The organism is Rothia sp. P5764 (assembly GCF_048512965.1).
Classification (GTDB): Bacteria; Actinomycetota; Actinomycetes; order Actinomycetales; family Micrococcaceae; genus Rothia.
On record NZ_JBLXXQ010000001.1, the window covers coordinates 423631 to 442727 of the forward strand.

Below are 19097 nucleotides of genomic sequence, written 5' to 3' on the forward strand. Positions count from 1 at the left end.
CTTTATTCCTCTTCGAACCCTTCGGTGTAGGCGCGGTGGAAGGCTAGGTCGTCCTCTACCTGCTGGTGGGGTTCGGTGTAGGCCCGGCTGAGGTAGGTTTCAAAGTCTGCTGGCTGGCTAGCAAGCACAAAGTCACGTACACCCCTGACCTGGGAGTCAGCAAAGTCAGTGACCTCAGTGAAGAAGGTGTCGTCCGCGTACCCGGCTGAGCGCAGGTATTTTTCGAGTCGGGTCATAGGGTCAAGCTGAGCGAAGGCGGCCTCGTCCTCGGAGGCGCGGTACTTGGTGGGGTCATCGGCGGTGGTGTGGGGGCCCAGGCGGTAGGTTTCAGCCTCAATCAGCACGGGGCCTTGTCCCGCCCTAATTTTTTGCATAGCGTAGCGGGTTGCGGCATAGACGGCGAGCACATCGTTACCGTCTACCCGGATACCTTCAAAGCCGTAGCCGGCGGCCCGGGTTGAAATGGGCACGCGGGATTGGACGCTAAAGGGTACGGAGATAGCCCACTGGTTGTTCTGCACAAAGAAAAGGACCGGGGCGTTGTAGCTGGCCGCAAAAATCATGGATTCGTGGACGTCGCCCTCGGTGCTGGAACCGTCACCAAAGTAGACAACAACCGCAGGTTTCTCGGGGTCGGTAGCCGGGTCGGTGGCTTGCCCCTGTCCGGTCTGGTACTGCCCGGTTTCGGCCTGGATTTGGGCATCGAAGTTAAGGCCCATGGCATAGCCGGTGGCATGGACAACCTGAGCGGCAAGGACCAGAGTGTAGGGGTGCACATTGTGCTTTTTAGCGTCCCAGCCCAGGGTGCCGGTGCCGGTAAAGAGCGGGGTAATTTCGGTGGGGTCAATCCCCCGCTCCAGGAGCACGCCGTGCTCGCGGTAGGAGGGGAAGATGTAGTCGTTAGGTGCCAGTGCACGGGCGGAGGCTATCTGGGCGGCCTCCTGCCCCACAGACGGAACCCAGAGAGCTAGCTGACCCTGCCGTTGCAGGGAGGTCATTTCACTGCAAAAACGGCGGGTGAGCGCCATGGTACGGTACATGTCTTTGAGATCTTCGCCGGTGAGCTCATCGGCAAAGGAGCTAAAGCTAGCGTGTGAGCTAGTAGTTCCGGTTTCATCCAGAAGTTGGATTCGCTCCGGGGTCCCCCAGGGGTTCTGGGGGCTTTTTGTTTGTGACATGCGTGTCTCCGGGTCCAGGTCTGTCTTTTTCTCTTGTTTAACCCTACGCCCGCTCTCGGCAGGGCAGGGCCTTATTTTTAGAATTTTTGACTGTTTCTTTACAAATAATGAGTTTACACAGACTCTGGCTCCTCCCCTACCCCGCAGGGTTCAGGGAGAAGCCAGCGCCGGAAAAATCCCCTTATTGGAGGGCAGGAGCTACTGAACGGTGAGGGAACTTTTCTGCAAGGGTGAGCAGGCGGGCGTTGGCCTGATCTTCACCAATGCTGATGCGTACGCCCTCACCAGCAAAAGCCCGCACCGAGAGAGCATGTGCCTCGGCCTGCTGAGCAAAGGCAGTTGTGTGTTCACCCAAGGGTAGCCAGACAAAATTAGCCCGGGTTTCGGGAACCCAGTAGCCCAGCTCTTTGAGCCCGGTCACTACTTTTTCGCGTTCAGCTACCAGGTGCTCTACCCGCTCCATGACCTCATCGGCATGCTCGATGGAGGCGATAGCCGCCTGCTCAGCAATTGTTGTAACGGCAAAGGGGGTAGCAGCCACCCGCAGGTAGGCGGTGATATCGGGGTGGCTGATGGAGTAGCCAACGCGCAGTCCCGCTAGACCCTGTGCCTTGGAGAAGGTGCGCAGCAGCACCACATTGGGGTAGTCCCGGTAGATATCCAAGCCGTTGAGGGGCGGCTCCTGGCCCTCAGGGATTTCAGAAGCGGCACAGAACTCAAAGTAGGCCTCGTCAATAACCACCAGCAGGTCTTGAGGGACCTTACGGAGGAAGTCCCGCACCTGACTTTCAGTCACTGCCGGGCCGGTAGGGTTGTTGGGAGTACAGATGAGAATCACGCGAGTGCGGTCGGTGATAGCCGCCGCCATGGCGTCAAGGTCGTGGGCGCCGTTGGGTAGGTTGGGTACCTGGACGCTCTTAGCCCCGGCGAGACCCACACAGATGGGGTAGGCCTCAAAGGAGCGCCAAGCGTAGATGACCTCGTCCTGGGTACCGTCTTCGTTGGCACCGGCGAAAGTTGCCAGAATCTGGTTGAGCGCACCCAAGCTACCTGCTCCGGTCACGATGTCCTCGGGGTCAACCCCCAGGTACTCACCCAGGCGGGTGCGTAGGGCGGTTGACAGCGGGTCCGGGTAGCGGTGGGCAGTGTCAAAGTCAGCAAGCACCTGAGCGACAGAAGCAACCGGCCCGAAGGGATTTTCGTTGGAGGACAGCTTGAACCGTTCTAGCCCTTCCACAGTGGCAGGGGGCTTGCCGGCAGAGTACTTGGGGAGTCGAGAGAAAACGGGGCGGGGGCGCACACCGTCATTTTGAGTAATCTGAGTCATAGACCCAATTCTAACCAACCAGCGCCCCAGGGAGAACGCCCCAGCATCACAGCTGGCAGGTAGCCTTGCCTTTCTGATAGAGTTGCTTCGTCCGCACAGGCGCGGCTGGCCTCCATAGCTCAGGGGTAGAGCATTTCCCTCGTAAAGAAAAGGTCGTCGGTTCAAATCCGACTGGGGGCTCCATAAGATGGCTAAGGGCCGCTTCCGAAGACACTCGGAAGCGGCCCTTTGTCTCTACCAGCTCGGTCAGCCCCGGCTAGCAGAAAGCTCTAAGACCGGTCCTCGTCAATGTGATGAGCCGTGCTGTAGCCAATCAGATAAGCCCACATCCAGGCGCTTACCGGCACCAGAAAACACAGCGCTAACAGGCTGGTGTCATTGTCAAAAATCCACCGGTAGAACCACCAGATTCCCGCCGAAGGAACAAGTAGTAGCGCAAAGAGACGCAAGAACCCGGGTGCGTAGCCCCCCTGAGGGGTTCTGCGGGCTTGAAAACCAAAATAATTTTTCACGGTGCTTATCTTTCTTGGCTCACCTAGGGAAAACTCTAGCTACGCCACAGGCCATAGGTCTTGGCAAGTGATGATACTTTTCGGGCACGCGCCAAACGTGGCAGATAGGAACCGTCCTTGGGTACAGAATCGCCTTCGCTCTTCTGCAAAAGCTCCCGCGCCCAGGCAATTTCGTCGGCGCTCGGGGCAAGCCCCAGATTGATAGTCTCGGTCTGTGCCGGGTCCAAGGTCAGTTTACCGGTCATGCCGTGGCTGGTGGTCACCGCGCAGTCCTTAAGCAAGTCCCCGCTGTGCTTACCCACAGAAGGCCCATCAATCGGGCCTGCCAGCCCGCCCACGCGGGAGGCCAAGACCAGCTGTGACCGCGCATAAGCCAGCGCAATCGGGTCGGCTGAAACTCCGGTGTCGCGGCGGTAGTCACCCACACCAAAAGCTAGGCGGAAGGTACCGGGAGCCTTGGCAATACGCACCACATTCACCATGCCCAGGGCGGTCTCAATCAGCGCGATGACCGGAGTACCGGCTGGGAGCATCATAGCGGTACGAGTTACATGGTCAGGGTGTTCGGTCATAGCAAGCATGACCCCCTTGAGCCCCTCCGCACGGTTCAGCGCTTCAAGGTCTTTAGACCAGTGTTCACTGTCAATCGCGTTGATACGCACCCAGGCCGAAGCCCCCTTATTGAGCATGGCAACGATGTGCTCACGGGCAGCATCTTTGGCTTTCTCGGGGCAACCGTCCTCAAGGTCAATGATGACCGAATCTGCTTCTGATTCCAGGGCTGCTGCAATGGTCTGTTCGGTTGCATCAGCTGATACTAGAAGCCAGGATCGAGAAAGTCGGGCGGGCAAAGATGCGGCGCGTTCGTTGCGGTGGAAATTAATCACGGGATCCTCGTTAAGGTGGGTCTGACCCTCTCAAGTCTACCCCCGCAAGAGCTACCCGCTGCGGGTTCTTCCCGGCCCGCCTTAGAGTGTGAGCAAACGCCCGTCCACCATATGTAACTGGCCAGTAGCCAGCGCGGCCTGCTCGGCATCGTGGGTAATCATGAGCGTGGCAGTATTGAACTCGGCAGTGACCTGTGCCAGCAGTCGCACAATCTCTTCCGAACGCTCACTATCTAGGGCACTCGTTGGCTCATCGGCCAGCAAAAGCGCTGGCTGGCTCATCAGGGCGCGAGCAATATTGACTCGCTGACGTTGCCCACCCGAGAGCTGGTGCACCTTGCGGTGGCTGGCAGCAGAGAGCCCTACCAGATCAAGAAGGTCATGGGCCTGTGACCTAGCTGCCCGTAGCTCTGCCCCTCGAGCTCCCCCAATGCGTGCTACCAGTTCTAGCTGTTCTGCAGCGGTGAGTGAGGCAATCAGGTTGGGTTGCTGGAAGATAATGCCGATGGTGGTGCGGCGGAGTTCAGCTAGCTGGGAGTCCCGGTAGCCGGTGGTCTCTACACCGTTGATGAGGCGGCTACCGGAGGTAGGGGTGATCAGCCCCGCCGCCACAGACAGCAGGGAGGATTTACCGGAGCCAGATGCGCCGGTCAGGGCAAAGAAGTCACCCCGCTCTACCGTCAGGTTGATGCCGTCCAGGGCGCGCGCGGTCAGGGGTTTTCCGGAGCTATCAACCCCGTCGGGATAGTCAAGGGTGATATCGCGTAGCTCGAGGGCGGCGGCAGCTGCGGCTTGGGTAGGTAGAGAGCCTGGCAGTACAGAGGTCATGGGTTTACCTTTCGGGATTAGATCAGAATTAATTAGTTGCCACCCAGGGCGAGCATGGGATCAACGGTTGCTACACGCCGTAGAGCGATAAGGGCACCGCCCATACCTAAGGCCCAGATTCCAGCTGCTGGTCCGGCAACTGTCAGGGGTGAGAGCTGGAAGGGTACAGTGCCCGAGACGAGAGCCCCTAGCGCCCAGCCAGCTAGGGCACCGCTGAGAGTTCCTAAAGCCAGAATTAGGCCAGCCTGGGCCAGGGCATCACGGGTCAGGAAAGCACGAGAAGCACCTAGCGCTCGCATGAGGGCGATATCCCGAGTGCGCTGAATGGTCCACACAGTCAGGAAGGAAACGATGACTAGGGCAGAAATACCGTAGAGGAAGCCCTGCATGGTCGTCAGTGAGCCGTGCTCTGATGAGTAGGCGGGCAGGGCCGCAAAGGCTTGCTTGGTGGTCAGTGCCTGGGTTCTGGTTGCTGTGGCCGTGGCATCTACATGGCTAGCGCCCTGAACTGCTAGCACTGTTCCCAGTACGGCATCTGGCCCTGTGGTTGGGTTCTGGTGGGTGAGCTTCTGCCAGGTGCTGGTGGTGATCCAGCCTGCGGGGGTGTGGGAGTAGTAGGTGTCTTCAGCGATACCTGTCACAGTGAGTTCGGTACCATTCACGCTCACGGTATCACCCACCCCTGCACCTAGGTCGTGGGCCTGGCTCAGGGGGAGGACGATCTGGTCATCAGCTGCTTCAGAGCCCTCATGCAAGGGAGCGGTGGAGGCGGGCAGCTGAGAACCCTGGGGGGTGGCGATGAGGGTCATGGGTGCGGCTCCTTTGCCCTCAACCTTAGCCGTCAGGAAGCCCACCGGGGTAACCCTGTCTGCCTCTTCCTGCCATTGCTGGGTGAGACTGGTAGTCACACTGGAGTCGGTGAAAGAAGCCTTAGCTCCGGCTGTATCGGAGGCGAAAATAAACCGGTCGGCCCCCATTTTTTGGAGGGCATCGGTGTTTTGTCGCCCCAGCCCCCCGGTCAGCCCCGTCAGCATAACCAGGAGCAGGGTAATGAGGGTGACCGTTGCCCCAATAAGGGTAAATCGGCCCTTAGCAAAGAGGATATCGCGCCAGCCAACAAACATGAGATTTTACCTTTCAGAAGACAATCCCCGTATCAGGGGCTATATCTATCTGACCAGTTCACCGACCCTTACTACATCGGGGTAAGGGTTGAACCTATAATCAACCGTTTGGACGATAGCGGGGGAAGCGAGGTGAGGCTCTGAGAGGGCTAGACTGGTTGGGGTAAGACTTGCTTAGTTCAGTAAGGATGCTCGTGCCCCTTGCCCCACCCGCCTCCGCTGCCTCTGGCGGTAGCAGGCAGACGTTACTGGTGCTCACTACTCTGAGAGTGAGCTTGCACGTCATGTTCGCTTTCCTACTCATTTTTGGTGCTGTTTTGGCTCTAGTGGGCAGCGTCTACCAGCCCCGCCACACCGCTATCGGGGTCCTGACACTTACCCTGGGGGCTATCTACCTGGCAGGTACGGTCTATGAGAAGCGGCGCGGCCTACCTCAGCGGTTGAGGCTGGCAGGTTTTCCCTTGGCCTCCGGTGGTACTTTGCCTTTTAGCCCGGCTCATCTCTGGTTGCTTGTCATTACAGGTTTGTGGCTGGCGCTGATGTGTTTGGATAGCTCGTTTACCTGGGCTGTTTTCCCCGTCATGTTCCTCTACCTGCACCTCTTGCGACCTCTAGCCGGGGTGCTGGCTACCGGTGCGCTGTGCCTTCTGGCGGTTGCTTTGCCTTTGGTGGGCCCTGCCGGGTTCGGCCTGGCTCGTTTACGGGCTGAGGGTCTGACTCCGGGGTACCTGGTAGGCCCTACGCTGGGGGCTATGTTGGCTGTAGTTATCTCTTTTACCTACCGGGCACTGAGACAGGATGCAGCCCACCAGTTTCGGCTAGCTGAGCAGCTCAGGGCGGTGCAGGCCGAGCTGGCTCAACAGCAGTACCGGGCTGGAAAGATTGCTGAGCGCGAGCGCCTTGCCCGGGAAATACACGATACTTTGGCCCAGGGGCTATCGTCGATTGTTCTGGTGTCCCGTGCGGCCTCAAATGCCTTGGCATCAGGTGATACTGCGCTGGGGAGGGAACGATTGCAGGTCATTGAGCAGAGCGCGTCCACTAACCTGGCAGAAGCCCGCCGTTTTATTCATGACTTAGCTTCGCCCGCGCTGGATAGTTCTGTGGTAGGTGCTTTGAGCTCTTTGGTCGCTTCGACGCAGGCCACTCAGCAGGCGGCGGGTCTTGACTTCCGGTGCTCTTTGACCGTTGATGGTGATGAGTCTGCGGTGAACCGGCTGCCTGAGCCGATTGCCTCTACCCTGGTGCGGGTAGCCCAGGGTGCGTTGGCGAATGTTGCTGCCCATTCTCAGGCCAGTCAGGCGGTGATGACGCTCAGCCTGTGGCCGGGTGAGGTGGCACTGGATGTGTGCGATAACGGGGTTGGTTTTGACGTTCGTGCGCTCTCACCGGTAACGGATAAGGCTGAGGTTGCCCTAGCGGAGGGTAGCACCGGCTATGGGTTGATCTCTCTGACTGCCCGGGTAGACCAGGTGGGTGGGACCCTGAATATTGAAAGTTCTCCTGGCGCTGGTACCGCCTTGTCTGTCCGTTTACCGGTAGAGGGTGTACTGGCTGCCCCGGCTTCTGGAGGTAACTATGACTGTTAAGGTTGTGCTGGTCGATGATCACCCGGTAGTCAGGGCTGGTTTGGGTGCCTTGTTTGCCGGGTTTAGCGACATCGAGGTAGTGGCAGAAGCCTCCGATGGGGGTCAGGCTGTTTCGGTTGTACAGGAGCTAACCGTACGGGGCGAGGCCCCCGATGCGGTGGTGATGGACCTTCAGATGAAACCTATGGGCGGGGTGGAGGCGACTCGTCTGCTGGTGGCTATGGAGGGTCCTCCAGTGCTGGTGCTGACTACCTTTGATACGCAGGCCGATATCGTGGCAGCTGTTGAGGCCGGCGCTCTGGGCTATTTGCTCAAGGACGCCCCTCCGGAGCAGGTGCATACGGCTGTACTAGCTACGGCGCGGGGCCAGAGGACGCTCTCGCCCGAGGTCATGGCGGCGCTGGTGGACCGGATGCAACGGCCTACTGTGACTCTTTCAGCGCGGGAAACTGAGCTTCTTGAGCTTGTTTCTACCGGTGCAACCAACAAGGAGCTTGCGCAGAAGCTCTTTATTTCGCAGTCCACGGTAAAGACGCACCTGGTGCATATTTTCACCAAGTTGGGTGTGGATAACCGCACGGCCGCTGTGGCGGCGGCACGCGCGCAGAACCTCATCTAGTTGTATGGTGCGGGTGTGGTAGCTCCCGTGTAAGGAGGAAGGCCTGCTTTGTGCCCCGCCAACTGGCTCGGGGTTGGCCTTCTAGGGCCTTGGCGGGCACAAAGCAGGCCGGGGTGGATACCTTCTCGGGCAGAAGCCTAAGACTTCTGCTTGTTCCAGGGAATGACAACAGGGGTGTCAGCTGGAGCGGGTGCTGGCTTCTGGTCTTGCTTCCAGCTGGCCCCAAAGCGGCGGTCTTTAAAGCGCTGGACGGGGACCTCAACCATGAGGTAAATCAGTACACCCGAGAGAAGGCCGGGGGGCACCAGAAGAGCAACCTGGGCCAGAAGGGGCAGGTCCTGCAGATGGCCTTCGATTGCTTTGAACAGCACATCGTGTACCAGGTAGATACTGTAGCTCGACAGGCCAATGAGTTGCAGAGGCCGCCAGGCTAAGAAGCGGTGGATAGCCGCGCCCAGGGGCTGGCGGGAAGCTACCAGCCCCCAGAGCATAATGGTGGAAGCTGACCAGGCCTGGAGCGAGTAGCGCACGGTTTCGCGGAAGGTTGTATCGCGGATGACCAGGGTCATCAGGTAGACCCCTATGGCGGTGAAGAAGACCCAGTTACGGCCCAGGAGCGGGATAGTGTACCCGTCTCGTGTCAGGCCCCCGGAAGGCATGTAGTGCTTGCCTGCTAGGTGGCGTCCTCGGACCATTTCATCGTCGCTGTATCGGTGGTACCAGAGGGCGGTGAGCATGCCGATAGCGATTGCTTCAAGGCGGGTATCGGTGCCGAAGTAGATGCGGTCGCTGCTGGCACCGGCATCGAACAGTGCCCACCGTGACAGGGCCGAGTACAAGATAAGGGATAGGCCCAGCAGCGTCAGGGCCTTCCGGTAGTTGCGCCAGCGCACCATGAATAGCCAGAGGATGGCAAAAACCAGGTAGAACTGCTCCTCGATGGAGAGCGACCACATCACGTGGCTACCGGGTAGCACGGTGATGTGTGAGTCCAGGTAGCGCAGGTTGAAGAAGAAGAAAATCTGGCCCAGCACGTCAAGGGGGTCAAGGGTTCCGCCGAGCGCCCAGTAGACGATGGTGGGCAGGACTATGACGAGGATAAGGGGAGGGGCAATTTTGAGGAAGCGGCGGATGTAGAAGCCCGATACATCGAATTTGCCGGTTTTGTCGCGTTCTCGAAGAAGCAGGTAGGTGATGATGAAGCCTGAAATGGCAAAGAAGATGGTTACCCCGGAGCCGCCCGGCACAAATTTTAGCCCTGCGTGTGAAAAGACCACGAGTAGCACCGCAAAGGCGCGCATGGCGTCTATGTGGGCGTAGCGGTTCATAGGCTTACTTCTCCCCTAAAAGCGTGTGTGATTGTGCCTTCTTTAAGCGTAATTGCACGCGCGCTAACTTTACCTGTACTTTGGTCTTCTTAATAGGTACGGTTTAGGGGATATTTACGCGGTCTTGGCGACAAATCCCGGAGTGTAAAAAAGTTCTCCCCTGTCAGAAGCTAAGAGGCTGTTTGTTGCGCTTCACAGCGTGCCTGCTCTAGGTAGGTTTCTGCGTCGCTAATGTGCTGTTTGACGGTGTCTATTCGGCGGGCGATGCTCTCAGTTCGGGTGCATCCGTTCAGGCAGTCACCGGCGCAACGGGTCATGGCTAGGGCCTCAGCGGTAAGGGCCAGTGCGTTGCCTGCTCGGGAGAGCGCGCGATGCAGATCGGAATATACGCCGGTGGGTGAGGCGGGGATGTCCTGGGAGTCGCTGGGAGCTAGCCGGTGCGCTTCGGCGGCAACGGTTCGAACCCTGGGGAGCAGGTCAGCTAGCTCGTTGGCAAGCGGCACGATTTCTTCGAGTGTGGGGCCTACTGGGACGCGCTCGAGGATCTGGTGAAAGCGGTCAAGCCCTCGGACGAACCGGTCGTGGGTTCTGCGCCAGAGGCCTTGCCCAAGCTCAGCGTCGTCACGACGACTTTGCAAGAAGTCTTTGATGCCCATTGCTTGGCCCTTTCTTACCGGTTCCTACTTTCTTAGGTTACCCTAATTTCTTCGCCTGCTGGTCACCAGCCTATGTAGGGAGGCCGCTACCCCAACTTTTGGTGGGGTAACGGCCTCTGGGCTACTTGTTAGCAGCAGCGGGCACCGGGGTTACGGTCCAACCCGTCGGTGTATTCCCGCCAAAACTGGCGTTCGGTCATGGGCTCCTGGTGGCAACCGGTTGCTCTGTGGTGGGCCAGGTACTTTTGGTACTTGTCAGCGCCCATCACTCCCCCGGCAAACCAGCGAGCCCGTGAGAGAAAATACCGTATCTTCTGCATGGCTCTCCTAGTGGCCGCTGTGGCTTGCTGAGCCGCTGATCTGGTCGGGGTACTTCTCGTAGAAGGCCTTCCATTCCTTTTCCAGTTCACGCTCGGCCGGGGTGGCGAAGAGGCCAGCCGGTGCGTAGATGGTGGACTGGACATAGGGATTCTCGTGGCTCTTCTGGGCGTGACCGTTTTTGGCCTTGAATACCTCCAGGACGGCGGCAATCACCACGATCAGGGTCAGCACCACGAAGAGAATGGAGAGTGTGCCCTGCACGAAAGTGTTACGCACAACGGCTTCCATTGCTTCCACGTTCTTTGCCGCGCCGAGGGAGGTTTCACCGGCGGCTAGGGCCTCCTTGAAGCGGTTGTGATTAGCCCAGTAGCCCACTGCGGGGTTGGTGGAGAAGATCTTCTGGTAAGAGCCGACCACGGTAACCAACAGGTCGAAGGCCAGAGGCAGGGCGATAATCCAGAGGTACTTGAAGCGGCCCTTGTTAGCGGCTATCGCTAGGCAGACAGCTAGGGCACAGGCAGCCAGGAGCTGGTTGGCGATACCGAAGAGCGGGTAGAAGGTGTTAATGCCACCCAAGGGGTCGGTCACACCCAGAATCAAGATGGATCCCCAACCTGCCACCATAAGAGCGGTGGTAATCCAGGCACCTGCCCGCCAGTTGTGGTCGCGGAACTTGGGGAAGAAGTTCCCCAGGGTATCAGACAGCATGAAGCGGGCAACGCGGGTACCGGCATCCACAGCGGTCAGAATGAAGAGAGCCTCAAACATGATGGCGAAGTGGTACCAGAAGCTAGTCAGTTCGAACCAGGGGAGCATCTTGCCCAGAATGAATGCCATGCCCACGGCCAGGGTGGGTGCGCCACCTGTGCGGGAGACGATGGAATGCTCGCCCACCGCATCAGCTGTACCCTGTAGTAGCTCGGGTGTAACCTGCACACCGGTCAGACCCAGTGAGTTCACAAAGAGCGCTGCCGATTCTACAGTGCCGCCTGTGGCACCTGCTGAGGAATTCATGGCGAAGTAGATACCACGGTCAATGGTGACAGCTGCAACCAGGGCCATGATAGCGACAAAGGACTCCATGAGCATGCCGCCGTAACCGATAAAGCGGGTCTGGCGTTCTTTTTCAACCATCTTGGGGGTGGTACCCGAAGCGATGAGCGCGTGGAAACCGGAGAGCGCACCGCAGGCAATGGTGACAAAGAGGAAGGGGAAGAGGGAGCCTGACCACACCGGGCCGTCTGATCGGGAGGCGAACTCGCTGACGGCGGGTACGGTAATTTCGGGGCGGACCACGATGATACCCACGGCCAAGAGCACGATGGTGCCGACCTTCATGAAGGTGGAGAGGTAGTCGCGGGGTGCCAGCAGGAGCCAGACGGGCAGAACAGCGGCGATGAAGCCGTAGATGATGACACACCAGGCCAGGGTGACCCGGTCAAGGTGCAGGTATTGGGCGCCCCATTCGGTGTGGCTGACCCAGCCGCCGCTGATAATAGCGGCCATGAGCAGGACGAAGCCGATAATTGAGATCTCACCGACCTTGCCGGGGCGAATGTAGCGCAGGTAGACACCCATGAAGAGGGCGATAGGGATGGTCATGCCCACGGAGAATACGCCCCAGGGGGATTCACCCAAGGCGTTGACAACCACCAGCGCCAAGATGGCGGTAATGATGATCATGATGGCCAGGGTTGCCAGAATCGCGGCGTAACCACCAATGGTGCCAAGCTCTTCCTTGGCCATCTGGCCTAGGGAGCGTCCACCGCGGCGCATTGAGAAGAAGAGAACCAGGTAGTCCTGGACTGCACCGGCCAAGATAACGCCGACGATAATCCAGATGGTTCCGGGCAGGAAGCCCATCTGGGCGGCTAGGACGGGGCCAACCAGGGGGCCTGCGCCGGCAATTGCGGCGAAGTGGTGCCCGTAGAGTACGCGGCGGTCGGTGGCGGCGTAGTCCTTACCGTCAGCATCGTACTCTGCGGGGGTTGCCCGGCGGTCATCGGGCTGAGCCAGTTTGGCTTCAATGAACCGGGCGTAGAAACGGTAGGCGATCAGGTAGCTACAGACGGCGGCGAAGACGAACCAGATAGCGTTCACGGTTTCGCCACGGAAGATAGCGATCATGGACCAACTGACTGCGCCAAGCAGAGTAATCAGTGCCCAGATAGCGATGGTTTTGGGGGTCCAGGTGCGGTGTTCTTGCTCTAGCACCTCGGGGTCTATGTAGGCTTGCGGGCGTTCCTGCTCCGCAGTTGAAGAACTCTGTTGTGTCATGGGCTCACTCCAGTGTGATCGTGCGTGTTCCGCCAGTTTTAATGCGGTGTGCGTGCTCACACTATACCGGGCTTTGGGTGATAGGTCACATTGCTTCGCTCATGTGACATTTGGTTTAGAGCGCACCTACCTGTAACCCCTCTTTAGTCATGCGCTGATGCGTCAGGGACCAGGAGAATTTTACCCCGGTGAGCCCCGGATTCGAGACGGGCATGGGCTTGGGCGGCCTGCTCCAAGGGGAAAACAGAGTCGGTATGAAGGCTGATGGCACCGCTCTCGATTAGGGGCCAGACAAGTCTGTGCACACCGTCCACAATGCGCGCCTTATCGTCGGCACTTCGTGAGCGCAGGGAGGTGGCATGCAGGCTCAGCCGCCGCGGTAGCATGTAGCCCAGGTTCAGTTCACCTTTAGCGCCGCCCTGAAGTCCAATCACCGCGAGGGAACCGTCCAGGGCCAGGGTTTTGATGTTTTCTTCGAGGTAGCTACCGCCCACCACATCGAGAATGTAGTTGGCCCCGCGTTCTTCGGTTGCCTGCCGCACGATCTGGCGGAAGTTCTCGGTGCGGTAGTTAATGGGGTGGGCACCGAGGCTCTGAACATAGTCGCACTTTTCGTCGGTGCCAGCGGTTGCGAAAACCGTGAGGCCCAGCGCCTGGGCTAGTTCAATGGCGTGGGTGCCGATTCCACCGGTACCCCCGTGAATGAGCAGACTGGCCCCTTGATTGGTTTGGGGGCTGGTGCCTACCCCGAGGGTGAGCACCAGGTTGGAGTAGACCGTTGCGGCTACCTCTATCAGGCCGGCGGCATCGCCTAAGCTGACCCCGGCAGGTAGGGGCAGAGTGTGTGCTAGGTCCACCGCGACGTATTGGGCGTAGCCACCTCCTGCAAGCAGGGCAACTCTTGGTTCCCCGACGAGGGTCGTATCCACTCCGGGTCCGACCGCTTCGATGACACCAGATACCTCTAGTCCGTAGATGGAGCTTGCCCCTGGCGGTGGCGGGTAGAAGCCGCGACGTTGGGCAAGATCGGCCTGGTTAATGCCCGCTGCAGCGACTTTGAGGAGGACCTGGCCCGGCCCTGGCTCAGGAACCGGCACCTGGCTGACGCACAGAACTTCGGGGCTTCCGTGCTCAGATTCAACAATGGCTTGCATGCTCTCCCCCTTTTTTCTTCCTGTCCCTAGGCAGGCGGTTCAGCTAAATCGTGCGGTGGGTATTGCCTGACCTTACTACCCTAGCGAGAGCAAGGGCACAGAAACTAGTATTTTGCTTTATGCTCCAGCCTGTGTAACATGGGATGAGTGCTTTGAGCACATTTGGATGGTTGTCCGAGCGGCCGAAGGAGCTGGTCTTGAAAACCAGTAGGCGGCAACCCCGCCTCAAGGGTTCAAATCCCTTACCATCCGCACCTAGCCCATCTTATGTATCTTACGTGAGATGGGCTTTATCTTTAACAAATGGTGAGGCAGAATCCCTGGGTAGCGCTGCCACTATTGGCAAGGTCACCGGCTGGGGTTGCTCTTATCTACAAGGTACTGGGGTTTATAGCCCTGGTTGGCTTAGTCCTCCTAGCCATGACCGCTAACTCACCTACCGGCTACTAAAGCTTACGTTTTGACCAAGCTTCTTTTTGTCGCTAGACTGGTCTAAGCTGTGGTGCTGAGCCAGGTTGACGGGTTAAGCTGAGCAGCGTTAGGAGACGTGCCAGAGCGGCCGAATGGACTTCACTGCTAATGAAGGGTCGGGGTTAAACTCGACCGGGGGTTCAAATCCCCCCGTCTCCGCTCTAAAGCCCGCCTACTCGATGAGTAGGCGGGCTTTTTCGTGTTTGCTCTCCCCCTAGTCACGGGGCCTCTGGTTTAGAAGCTAACGCAGTGAATCAGCTGAGCTTCACCGTCCACCAGCTGCCCCCAGTCCCCTTGGACCTGGAATACAGCCAAAGTGGCCGGGGCAAATCCGTAAGAGGCATCCATGAGGGCCTCGTAGTCGGAGTCGGGCCGGGCCAGTTGCAGGGTTGCGTCCTGCACACCGGGTAGGTGGGCAATTAGCATCAGCGAATGCACGGCCTCGGGGGTGCGGTTAATAGTGGTCAGTAGCTGGGAGGCAGGCGCGTTATAGAGGCGCTCGTCCAGGCTAGCAGTGGGCGCTTTCTCCCCCAGCGCTTCGGAAACCCAGGTGGTGGTCTGCCGGGTACGCAGGGCGGCTGAGCTGACCATCATCTCGGGGATTAGGCCCTGCTCTACCAGCCAGGCACCGGCCCGCGGGGCTTGGGAGTGGCCACGCCGGGTCAGGGGGCGGTTGAAATCATCCAGCCCCCAATCAGCCTCGGCGTGGCGCATGATGATGAGGGTGCGGGCATCGTGGCGGGGCAGAGCAAAATCGGTCATACACCTATCCTAGTCGCGGTTGCCCAAGAAGCCTCTGAGTAAGTAGATAGTCTCCTGGGGCTTCTCCGAATGAACCCAGTGGCCCGCTCCCCTAATCACAGAGCGCCGTACCAGGGGGAAGAGCCGGCGCATAGGCTCAAAGTCTGCTGGGGTGATGTAGGGGGAATTGCCACCGGCGATCCAGAGCACCGGGCCCTTGTACTGCTGTTCTGTTCCCGGCCAACCCATAATCTGCGCTAGGTGCTCACGGAGCATGACCAGGTTGGGCTCCCAGCTGTTGCCGCTCTTGGACATTTTTAGGTTTTGGAGCAGGAAGGCTCTCACTCCTGCTGCAGGAACGGTGCGGGCCAGGTCAGTATCGGCCTGTCCCCTGGTGGTGTAGGTGTCGATGGGTAGAGCCAGCATACTGTCCATGAGCACCTCGAAGCTACCCTTGGACTCACCGGGGGCGATATCAATAACGACCAGCTTGCTGACCAGGTGCGGGTGTCTCAGGGCAAGGAGCATAGCAATTTTTCCGCCCATGGAGTGCCCCATGACGACCACCGGCTCACCGGCGGCATACTCGGCTACAGCTTGGGCGGCCAGGTCAGCCATCTGCCGGTAGTCAAAGCTATCGGTCCAGTAGCTTGAGCCGTGGTTGGGTAAATCAAGGAGCAGGGTTTGTACACCCTCTCCCAGGTTTTTGGCGATAGCGGTAAAGTTCTTTCCCCGCCCCAAAAGGCCGTGCAGAAAGACGGTTTTGAGGGGGCCTGAACCGATGACGGTGGTCGCAAGAGCAGAAGCAGTCATACCCTCTACTTTAACCCCATCGGGCGGCACACCCGGCACCACCACAAACGGTAAGGCCACCCCCGCTCGGTGCAAGGGTGGCCTTACCCTTATAAAGGGTTCTGGGCTGAGCTGGGCTCAGCTGGCAAATCCGTTTAGATGGAGTACTCGGGTGCGGCCCAGACAACGACCTCGGGGTGCTCGTAGAAGCGGTAGCCCTGGCCACGTACGGTGCGTACGGTGTTGGAGAGACGACCCAGCTTGGAACGCAGACGGCGGATATGAACGTCGATAGTGCGCTCGTTGGGGACTTCCTCGGCATCTCGCCACAGGCTGGTCAGTAGTTCTTCGCGGGCGACGGTGCGCTGGCCGTTTTCTACCAGGTAGTTGAGGAGCTCAAATTCCTTGTAGGTCAGGTTGAGCATCTCACCGTCCAGGTAAACTTCACGGCGGGAAAGGTCAATGAGTACACCGACGGAGTGGGTGGGCTTTGAGTCATCGGCCGTGTGGTGGCTAGTGTGCTGGCCAGCTTCGGGCTGGTAGTGCACCGCGGTGGGGTCGCCTAGAGCATTGCGAACCACTTCGAGGTCGCTCCCCTGCGCATCGGAGGGGGCTAGGGCAACGGCGGCATAAGATTCAGCGCCGGGGACCTGGTTCTGCACGTAGACGCGGGTGTCCTGAACGATGCGGACCAGTGAGGTGCCCTGCGCTGCAGCGGCTTCCTCACTTAGGCCAACGTAGATCACGAAGCCACGGGCCTCATTTTCTTGAGCTACTGCTCGCTGGGGTTCTGGCTTGTAGGTCATGGGGCGAAGATTAGCTGGCTGCTGCCTGATTGCTCGGCCTTGATTCGGTGCGCCCTGCTGGCGCTGTGCGGCAGAACGATTGCGTTGCGATATGTGAACATATCCCGGTGCGCCTGACATTTGCCTACCTTCTCCCTGTGTATCGAGCATTCTAGTGTGTGGCTCAGCTAGACTGCACATCCCGTGCGTGAGGGAGTTGTCGCTGTCTAGCTTTAATCGTTGTCCGAATTTGTAATTAAAGCAAGGAACATTCAGATAAATTTTTAACTAATCTACCCGTATTCACAGGGAAAGGGCCTTGTTCAGGGACCTGCAAGCACCAATTTATACCCTGAGTTCTCAATAAGATCGATGCGGAAAGGCCTCTCTATCCCATAAGCCGCTAGTCACAGAATCCAGCGCTCAGGGGGTGGGGACAGCTCAGGCAGGTCAGCGATTCTTTGCAGAACCAAGCCAACCTGCCTGATTAATATGTGAGAACTAGGGGCGGCACCTTGACCCGTAGGCCAACTGTGCTTACTATCGCGCCCTAGTCGGCTACCCCGTAGAGACGGTCACCGGCATCACCCAAACCAGGAACAATATAAGCCTTTTCGTTGAGGCGTTCATCCTGAGCGGCCAGGAAAAGGTCAATATCGGCCATACCCTCAACACCGCGTTCCAGAGCGGCTATACCTTCGGGGGCACCCAGCACGCACACGCAGGTAATACGCTCAGCCCCGCGAGCGCGCAAGAACTTGATGGCCTCAATCAGGGTGCCGCCGGTAGCGAGCATGGGGTCAAGCAGGTAGACCTGGCGGCCAGTGAGGTCTTCGGGCAGACGCTCAGCGTAGGTGACAATATCCAGGGTTTCTTCATTGCGAGCCATGCCCAAGAAGCCAACCTCGGCGGTGGGGATAAGACGGGTCATACCTTCGAGCATGCCCAGGCCCGCTCGCAGAATGGGGACGATCAGCGGGCGCGGGGTTGAGATGCGCGACCCGACGGTTTTAGCCACGGGAGTTTCAACCTCAATGGGTTCGGTGCGGATCTCGCGGGTGGCTTCGTAGGCGAGCAGGGTTACCAGCTCGTCAACCAGCTGCCGGAAGATAGGTGAGGGGGTGTTTTTGTCTCGCAGGACGGTAATTTTGTGATCGACCAGGGGGTGATCCAGAACTTTAATACGCATAGTTAAAACCTATCAGCTCCTAGGCCCTGGGGGAGGGCACCATCAGCCTCTAGCCACACCTCACCCTGAAGGCTAGGCCTAAGCACATCTGGCAAGGAGACTGCCAACCCCTAGCCTGCTAGAAGGCTTACCAGCGTGACTACCATGGCACCAGAAACCCCCACCTCCCTGGGATATTTTCCCTTGACCTCTTTCATCTGTCGCTCGGACTGTGTAGGGTGCTAGGGCCTTTGAAAGTTTTAATTGTTCCCTGAGTTTGAACGGAAACTTGCCTGATTATGGGGCGCTCGCAGGCTTCTAAGCTGCCCCCCCTTGTTGGCCTCCGGGCAGGCTTCTTTGGGCCTGCTTGTCACCTGCTTTGATGCCAAGTTGTTGGGCAAACGAGTATCACAGAGACATTTTAAGGCATAGAAAAAACCCGCCTAACCTAGCTTCTACTAGCCTAAACGGGTTTTTCTTTGTGGCGGTGACGGAGGGATTTGAACCCTCGGTACGGGGTTACCGTACACAACATTTCGAGTGTTGCACCTTCGGCCGCTCGGACACGTCACCAAACTCTGGAAAGTTTACCCTAGATGCCCCAGCGCCTCAACTTAGAGCCAGTGCCAGCACAGGCCAAGACCGGTTCGTGGCCTAGGCAGGGCCCAGGATGTAACCGTCGACGGTGAGCATAGCCAAATCGGCGGCTTCGCTGGCACTGCGCTGGGCACCGTGGCGGGTTTCGTCCATCGAAAGCATGAAAACAGCACCGAATATAATCAGCGAAAGCCCCTCAACGGAACGCTCCTTATTCACCCTGTAGCGGGTCGAAAGCCTAGTAATCAATTCACGAACAAACCGCATAATATCGGCACGGATCAGATCGGTAGTCGGCGACCATTCAGAGCCAGCTCGCCACAGTTCCGAGACCCACAGGCGCGCAAAGCCGGGGTGCTCCCGCAGGTAGACAATAGCCGCCTCAAGAGCCTGACGGAGAGAAACCTTGGGGTCTAGCCCCCTATCGCTCGCCATTGTCATTTCCGCCAGCAGCAGCTTAGCGCCGTACTGCAGAAGTTGATCAATCATGGTCTTCTTAGACCCAAAGTTGTAGTAGACCGTACCTTTAGAAACACCGGCCCGTTCAGCGATATCTTCAACGGTAGTCGCCGTAGGCCCGCCCTGGCTCATGATATCCATGGCAGCTTGAAAGAGCTTAAGCTGGGTTTTGTTGGTCCGCCCCGGGCGGCGGGTGCTGGCTTGGACAACAGGTGCCTGGTGTGCATAAACAATGGCGTTCGCTTGAGTGCTGTTCACACCCGCCCCCTCTTTTATTTGAAAAA

The 19097-nt window shown here is 58.6% G+C and carries 18 protein-coding genes and 4 tRNA genes; 5 read left to right on the forward strand and 17 right to left on the reverse strand.

Annotation, left to right across the window (positions count from 1 at the left end; translation table 11 throughout):
• Positions 1-2 precede the first annotated feature (2 nt).
• Together ACN08Y_RS01940 and ACN08Y_RS01945 are read right to left on the reverse strand one after the other, a co-directional pair.
• The gene (locus ACN08Y_RS01940; protein ID WP_419110891.1) at positions 3-1178 is read right to left on the reverse strand and encodes a thiamine pyrophosphate-dependent enzyme; all 1176 of its coding nucleotides are present in this window, start codon (positions 1176-1178) and stop codon (positions 3-5) included.
• A gap of 181 nt (positions 1179-1359) precedes the next feature.
• The gene (locus ACN08Y_RS01945; RefSeq protein ID WP_419111683.1) at positions 1360-2505 is read right to left on the reverse strand and encodes a histidinol-phosphate transaminase; all 1146 of its coding nucleotides are present in this window, start codon (positions 2503-2505) and stop codon (positions 1360-1362) included.
• Between the two features lie 108 nt (positions 2506-2613).
• Here ACN08Y_RS01945 and ACN08Y_RS01950 point away from each other — a divergent pair.
• Positions 2614-2688: transfer RNA gene (locus ACN08Y_RS01950), tRNA-Thr, on the forward strand.
• An 86-nt stretch (positions 2689-2774) separates the two neighbouring features.
• Here ACN08Y_RS01950 and ACN08Y_RS01955 read toward each other — a convergent pair.
• The 4 genes from ACN08Y_RS01955 to ACN08Y_RS01970 all read right to left on the reverse strand — a co-directional run bounded on the left by ACN08Y_RS01955 (position 2775) and on the right by ACN08Y_RS01970 (position 5856).
• A complete protein-coding gene (locus tag ACN08Y_RS01955) occupies positions 2775-3017 on the reverse strand; it encodes a hypothetical protein (protein WP_419099075.1) in 243 nt (80 codons plus the stop codon).
• 35 nt (positions 3018-3052) lie between these two features.
• Positions 3053-3904, reverse strand: coding sequence for an HpcH/HpaI aldolase/citrate lyase family protein (locus ACN08Y_RS01960; RefSeq protein ID WP_419110892.1), 852 nt, complete (start codon positions 3902-3904; stop codon positions 3053-3055).
• Positions 3905-3985: 81 nt separating this feature from the next.
• Positions 3986-4732: an ABC transporter ATP-binding protein gene (locus tag ACN08Y_RS01965; RefSeq protein ID WP_419111684.1), complete on the reverse strand. Its 747-nt coding sequence runs from the start codon at positions 4730-4732 to the stop codon at positions 3986-3988.
• 32 nt (positions 4733-4764) lie between these two features.
• The gene (locus ACN08Y_RS01970) at positions 4765-5856 is read right to left on the reverse strand and encodes an ABC transporter permease (RefSeq protein WP_419104206.1); all 1092 of its coding nucleotides are present in this window, start codon (positions 5854-5856) and stop codon (positions 4765-4767) included.
• 194 nt (positions 5857-6050) lie between these two features.
• Between ACN08Y_RS01970 and ACN08Y_RS01975 the strand changes: the two genes are divergently transcribed.
• Together ACN08Y_RS01975 and ACN08Y_RS01980 are read left to right on the forward strand one after the other, a co-directional pair.
• Positions 6051-7445 carry a sensor histidine kinase gene (locus ACN08Y_RS01975; RefSeq protein ID WP_419111685.1) on the forward strand — a complete coding sequence of 465 codons (1395 nt, stop codon included), beginning with the start codon at positions 6051-6053 and terminating at the stop codon, positions 7443-7445.
• Complete coding sequence (locus ACN08Y_RS01980; protein WP_419111686.1) at positions 7435-8064, forward strand: response regulator; 630 nt, start codon at positions 7435-7437, stop codon at positions 8062-8064. The genes ACN08Y_RS01975 and ACN08Y_RS01980 overlap by 11 nt, the downstream gene beginning before the upstream one ends.
• A 137-nt stretch (positions 8065-8201) precedes the next feature.
• Here the strand turns inward: ACN08Y_RS01980 and ACN08Y_RS01985 are convergent, their stop codons facing one another.
• From ACN08Y_RS01985 to ACN08Y_RS02005, 5 genes are all read right to left on the reverse strand, one after another.
• Complete coding sequence (locus ACN08Y_RS01985; protein WP_419111687.1) at positions 8202-9392, reverse strand: acyltransferase family protein; 1191 nt, start codon at positions 9390-9392, stop codon at positions 8202-8204.
• A gap of 170 nt (positions 9393-9562) precedes the next feature.
• A complete protein-coding gene (locus ACN08Y_RS01990; protein WP_419099068.1) occupies positions 9563-10048 on the reverse strand; it encodes a dehydrogenase in 486 nt (161 codons plus the stop codon).
• Positions 10049-10176: 128 nt separating this feature from the next.
• The gene (locus ACN08Y_RS01995) at positions 10177-10368 is read right to left on the reverse strand and encodes a YbdD/YjiX family protein (RefSeq protein WP_419099067.1); all 192 of its coding nucleotides are present in this window, start codon (positions 10366-10368) and stop codon (positions 10177-10179) included.
• A 7-nt stretch (positions 10369-10375) separates the two neighbouring features.
• Positions 10376-12646: a carbon starvation CstA family protein gene (locus ACN08Y_RS02000; RefSeq protein ID WP_419104202.1), complete on the reverse strand. Its 2271-nt coding sequence runs from the start codon at positions 12644-12646 to the stop codon at positions 10376-10378.
• Between the two features lie 143 nt (positions 12647-12789).
• On the reverse strand, positions 12790-13800 hold the full coding sequence (locus ACN08Y_RS02005; RefSeq protein WP_419099065.1) for an NAD(P)H-quinone oxidoreductase: 1011 nt from the start codon (positions 13798-13800) through the stop codon (positions 12790-12792).
• Positions 13801-13964: 164 nt separating this feature from the next.
• On the opposite strand from ACN08Y_RS02005, the gene ACN08Y_RS02010 reads away from it, so the two are divergent.
• Positions 13965-14052, forward strand: a tRNA-Ser gene (locus ACN08Y_RS02010).
• Positions 14053-14341: 289 nt separating this feature from the next.
• A tRNA-Ser gene (locus tag ACN08Y_RS02015) sits at positions 14342-14430 on the forward strand.
• 75 nt (positions 14431-14505) lie between these two features.
• Here the strand turns inward: ACN08Y_RS02015 and ACN08Y_RS02020 are convergent.
• The 6 genes from ACN08Y_RS02020 to ACN08Y_RS02045 all read right to left on the reverse strand — a co-directional run bounded on the left by ACN08Y_RS02020 (position 14506) and on the right by ACN08Y_RS02045 (position 19071).
• Positions 14506-15033, reverse strand: a complete 528-nt coding sequence (locus ACN08Y_RS02020) for a SixA phosphatase family protein (RefSeq protein ID WP_419104199.1) — start codon at positions 15031-15033, stop codon at positions 14506-14508.
• A gap of 9 nt (positions 15034-15042) precedes the next feature.
• On the reverse strand, positions 15043-15825 hold the full coding sequence (locus ACN08Y_RS02025; RefSeq protein ID WP_419111688.1) for an alpha/beta fold hydrolase: 783 nt from the start codon (positions 15823-15825) through the stop codon (positions 15043-15045).
• A gap of 134 nt (positions 15826-15959) precedes the next feature.
• Positions 15960-16730, reverse strand: coding sequence for a winged helix-turn-helix domain-containing protein (locus ACN08Y_RS02030; protein ID WP_419099062.1), 771 nt, complete (start codon positions 16728-16730; stop codon positions 15960-15962).
• A gap of 409 nt (positions 16731-17139) precedes the next feature.
• On the reverse strand, positions 17140-17778 hold the full coding sequence (gene upp / locus ACN08Y_RS02035) for a uracil phosphoribosyltransferase (RefSeq protein WP_419104197.1): 639 nt from the start codon (positions 17776-17778) through the stop codon (positions 17140-17142).
• A gap of 461 nt (positions 17779-18239) precedes the next feature.
• Positions 18240-18330 (reverse strand) — tRNA-Ser (locus ACN08Y_RS02040).
• 81 nt (positions 18331-18411) lie between these two features.
• Complete coding sequence (locus ACN08Y_RS02045) at positions 18412-19071, reverse strand: TetR/AcrR family transcriptional regulator (RefSeq protein WP_419099060.1); 660 nt, start codon at positions 19069-19071, stop codon at positions 18412-18414.
• Positions 19072-19097 lie beyond the last annotated feature (26 nt).

Excerpts from the sequence above, each read along its gene's own strand:
- ACN08Y_RS02000 (WP_419104202.1), bottom strand. The coding sequence starts at position 12,646 with ATGACACAACAGAGTTCTTCAACTGCGGAGCAGGAACGCCCGCAAGCC.
- ACN08Y_RS01990 (WP_419099068.1), bottom strand. The coding sequence starts at position 10,048 with ATGGGCATCAAAGACTTCTTGCAAAGTCGTCGTGACGACGCTGAGCTT.
- ACN08Y_RS01945 (WP_419111683.1), bottom strand. The coding sequence starts at position 2,505 with ATGACTCAGATTACTCAAAATGACGGTGTGCGCCCCCGCCCCGTTTTC.
- ACN08Y_RS02030 (WP_419099062.1), bottom strand. The coding sequence starts at position 16,730 with ATGTCAGGCGCACCGGGATATGTTCACATATCGCAACGCAATCGTTCT.
- ACN08Y_RS01985 (WP_419111687.1), bottom strand. The coding sequence starts at position 9,392 with ATGAACCGCTACGCCCACATAGACGCCATGCGCGCCTTTGCGGTGCTA.
- ACN08Y_RS02005 (WP_419099065.1), bottom strand. The coding sequence starts at position 13,800 with ATGCAAGCCATTGTTGAATCTGAGCACGGAAGCCCCGAAGTTCTGTGC.
- ACN08Y_RS02025 (WP_419111688.1), bottom strand. The coding sequence starts at position 15,825 with ATGACTGCTTCTGCTCTTGCGACCACCGTCATCGGTTCAGGCCCCCTC.
- ACN08Y_RS02020 (WP_419104199.1), bottom strand. The coding sequence starts at position 15,033 with ATGACCGATTTTGCTCTGCCCCGCCACGATGCCCGCACCCTCATCATC.
- upp (WP_419104197.1), bottom strand. The coding sequence starts at position 17,778 with ATGCGTATTAAAGTTCTGGATCACCCCCTGGTCGATCACAAAATTACC.
- ACN08Y_RS01965 (WP_419111684.1), bottom strand. The coding sequence starts at position 4,732 with ATGACCTCTGTACTGCCAGGCTCTCTACCTACCCAAGCCGCAGCTGCC.
- ACN08Y_RS01995 (WP_419099067.1), bottom strand. The coding sequence starts at position 10,368 with ATGCAGAAGATACGGTATTTTCTCTCACGGGCTCGCTGGTTTGCCGGG.
- ACN08Y_RS01970 (WP_419104206.1), bottom strand. The coding sequence starts at position 5,856 with ATGTTTGTTGGCTGGCGCGATATCCTCTTTGCTAAGGGCCGATTTACC.
- ACN08Y_RS01980 (WP_419111686.1), top strand. The coding sequence starts at position 7,435 with ATGACTGTTAAGGTTGTGCTGGTCGATGATCACCCGGTAGTCAGGGCT.
- ACN08Y_RS01940 (WP_419110891.1), bottom strand. The coding sequence starts at position 1,178 with ATGTCACAAACAAAAAGCCCCCAGAACCCCTGGGGGACCCCGGAGCGA.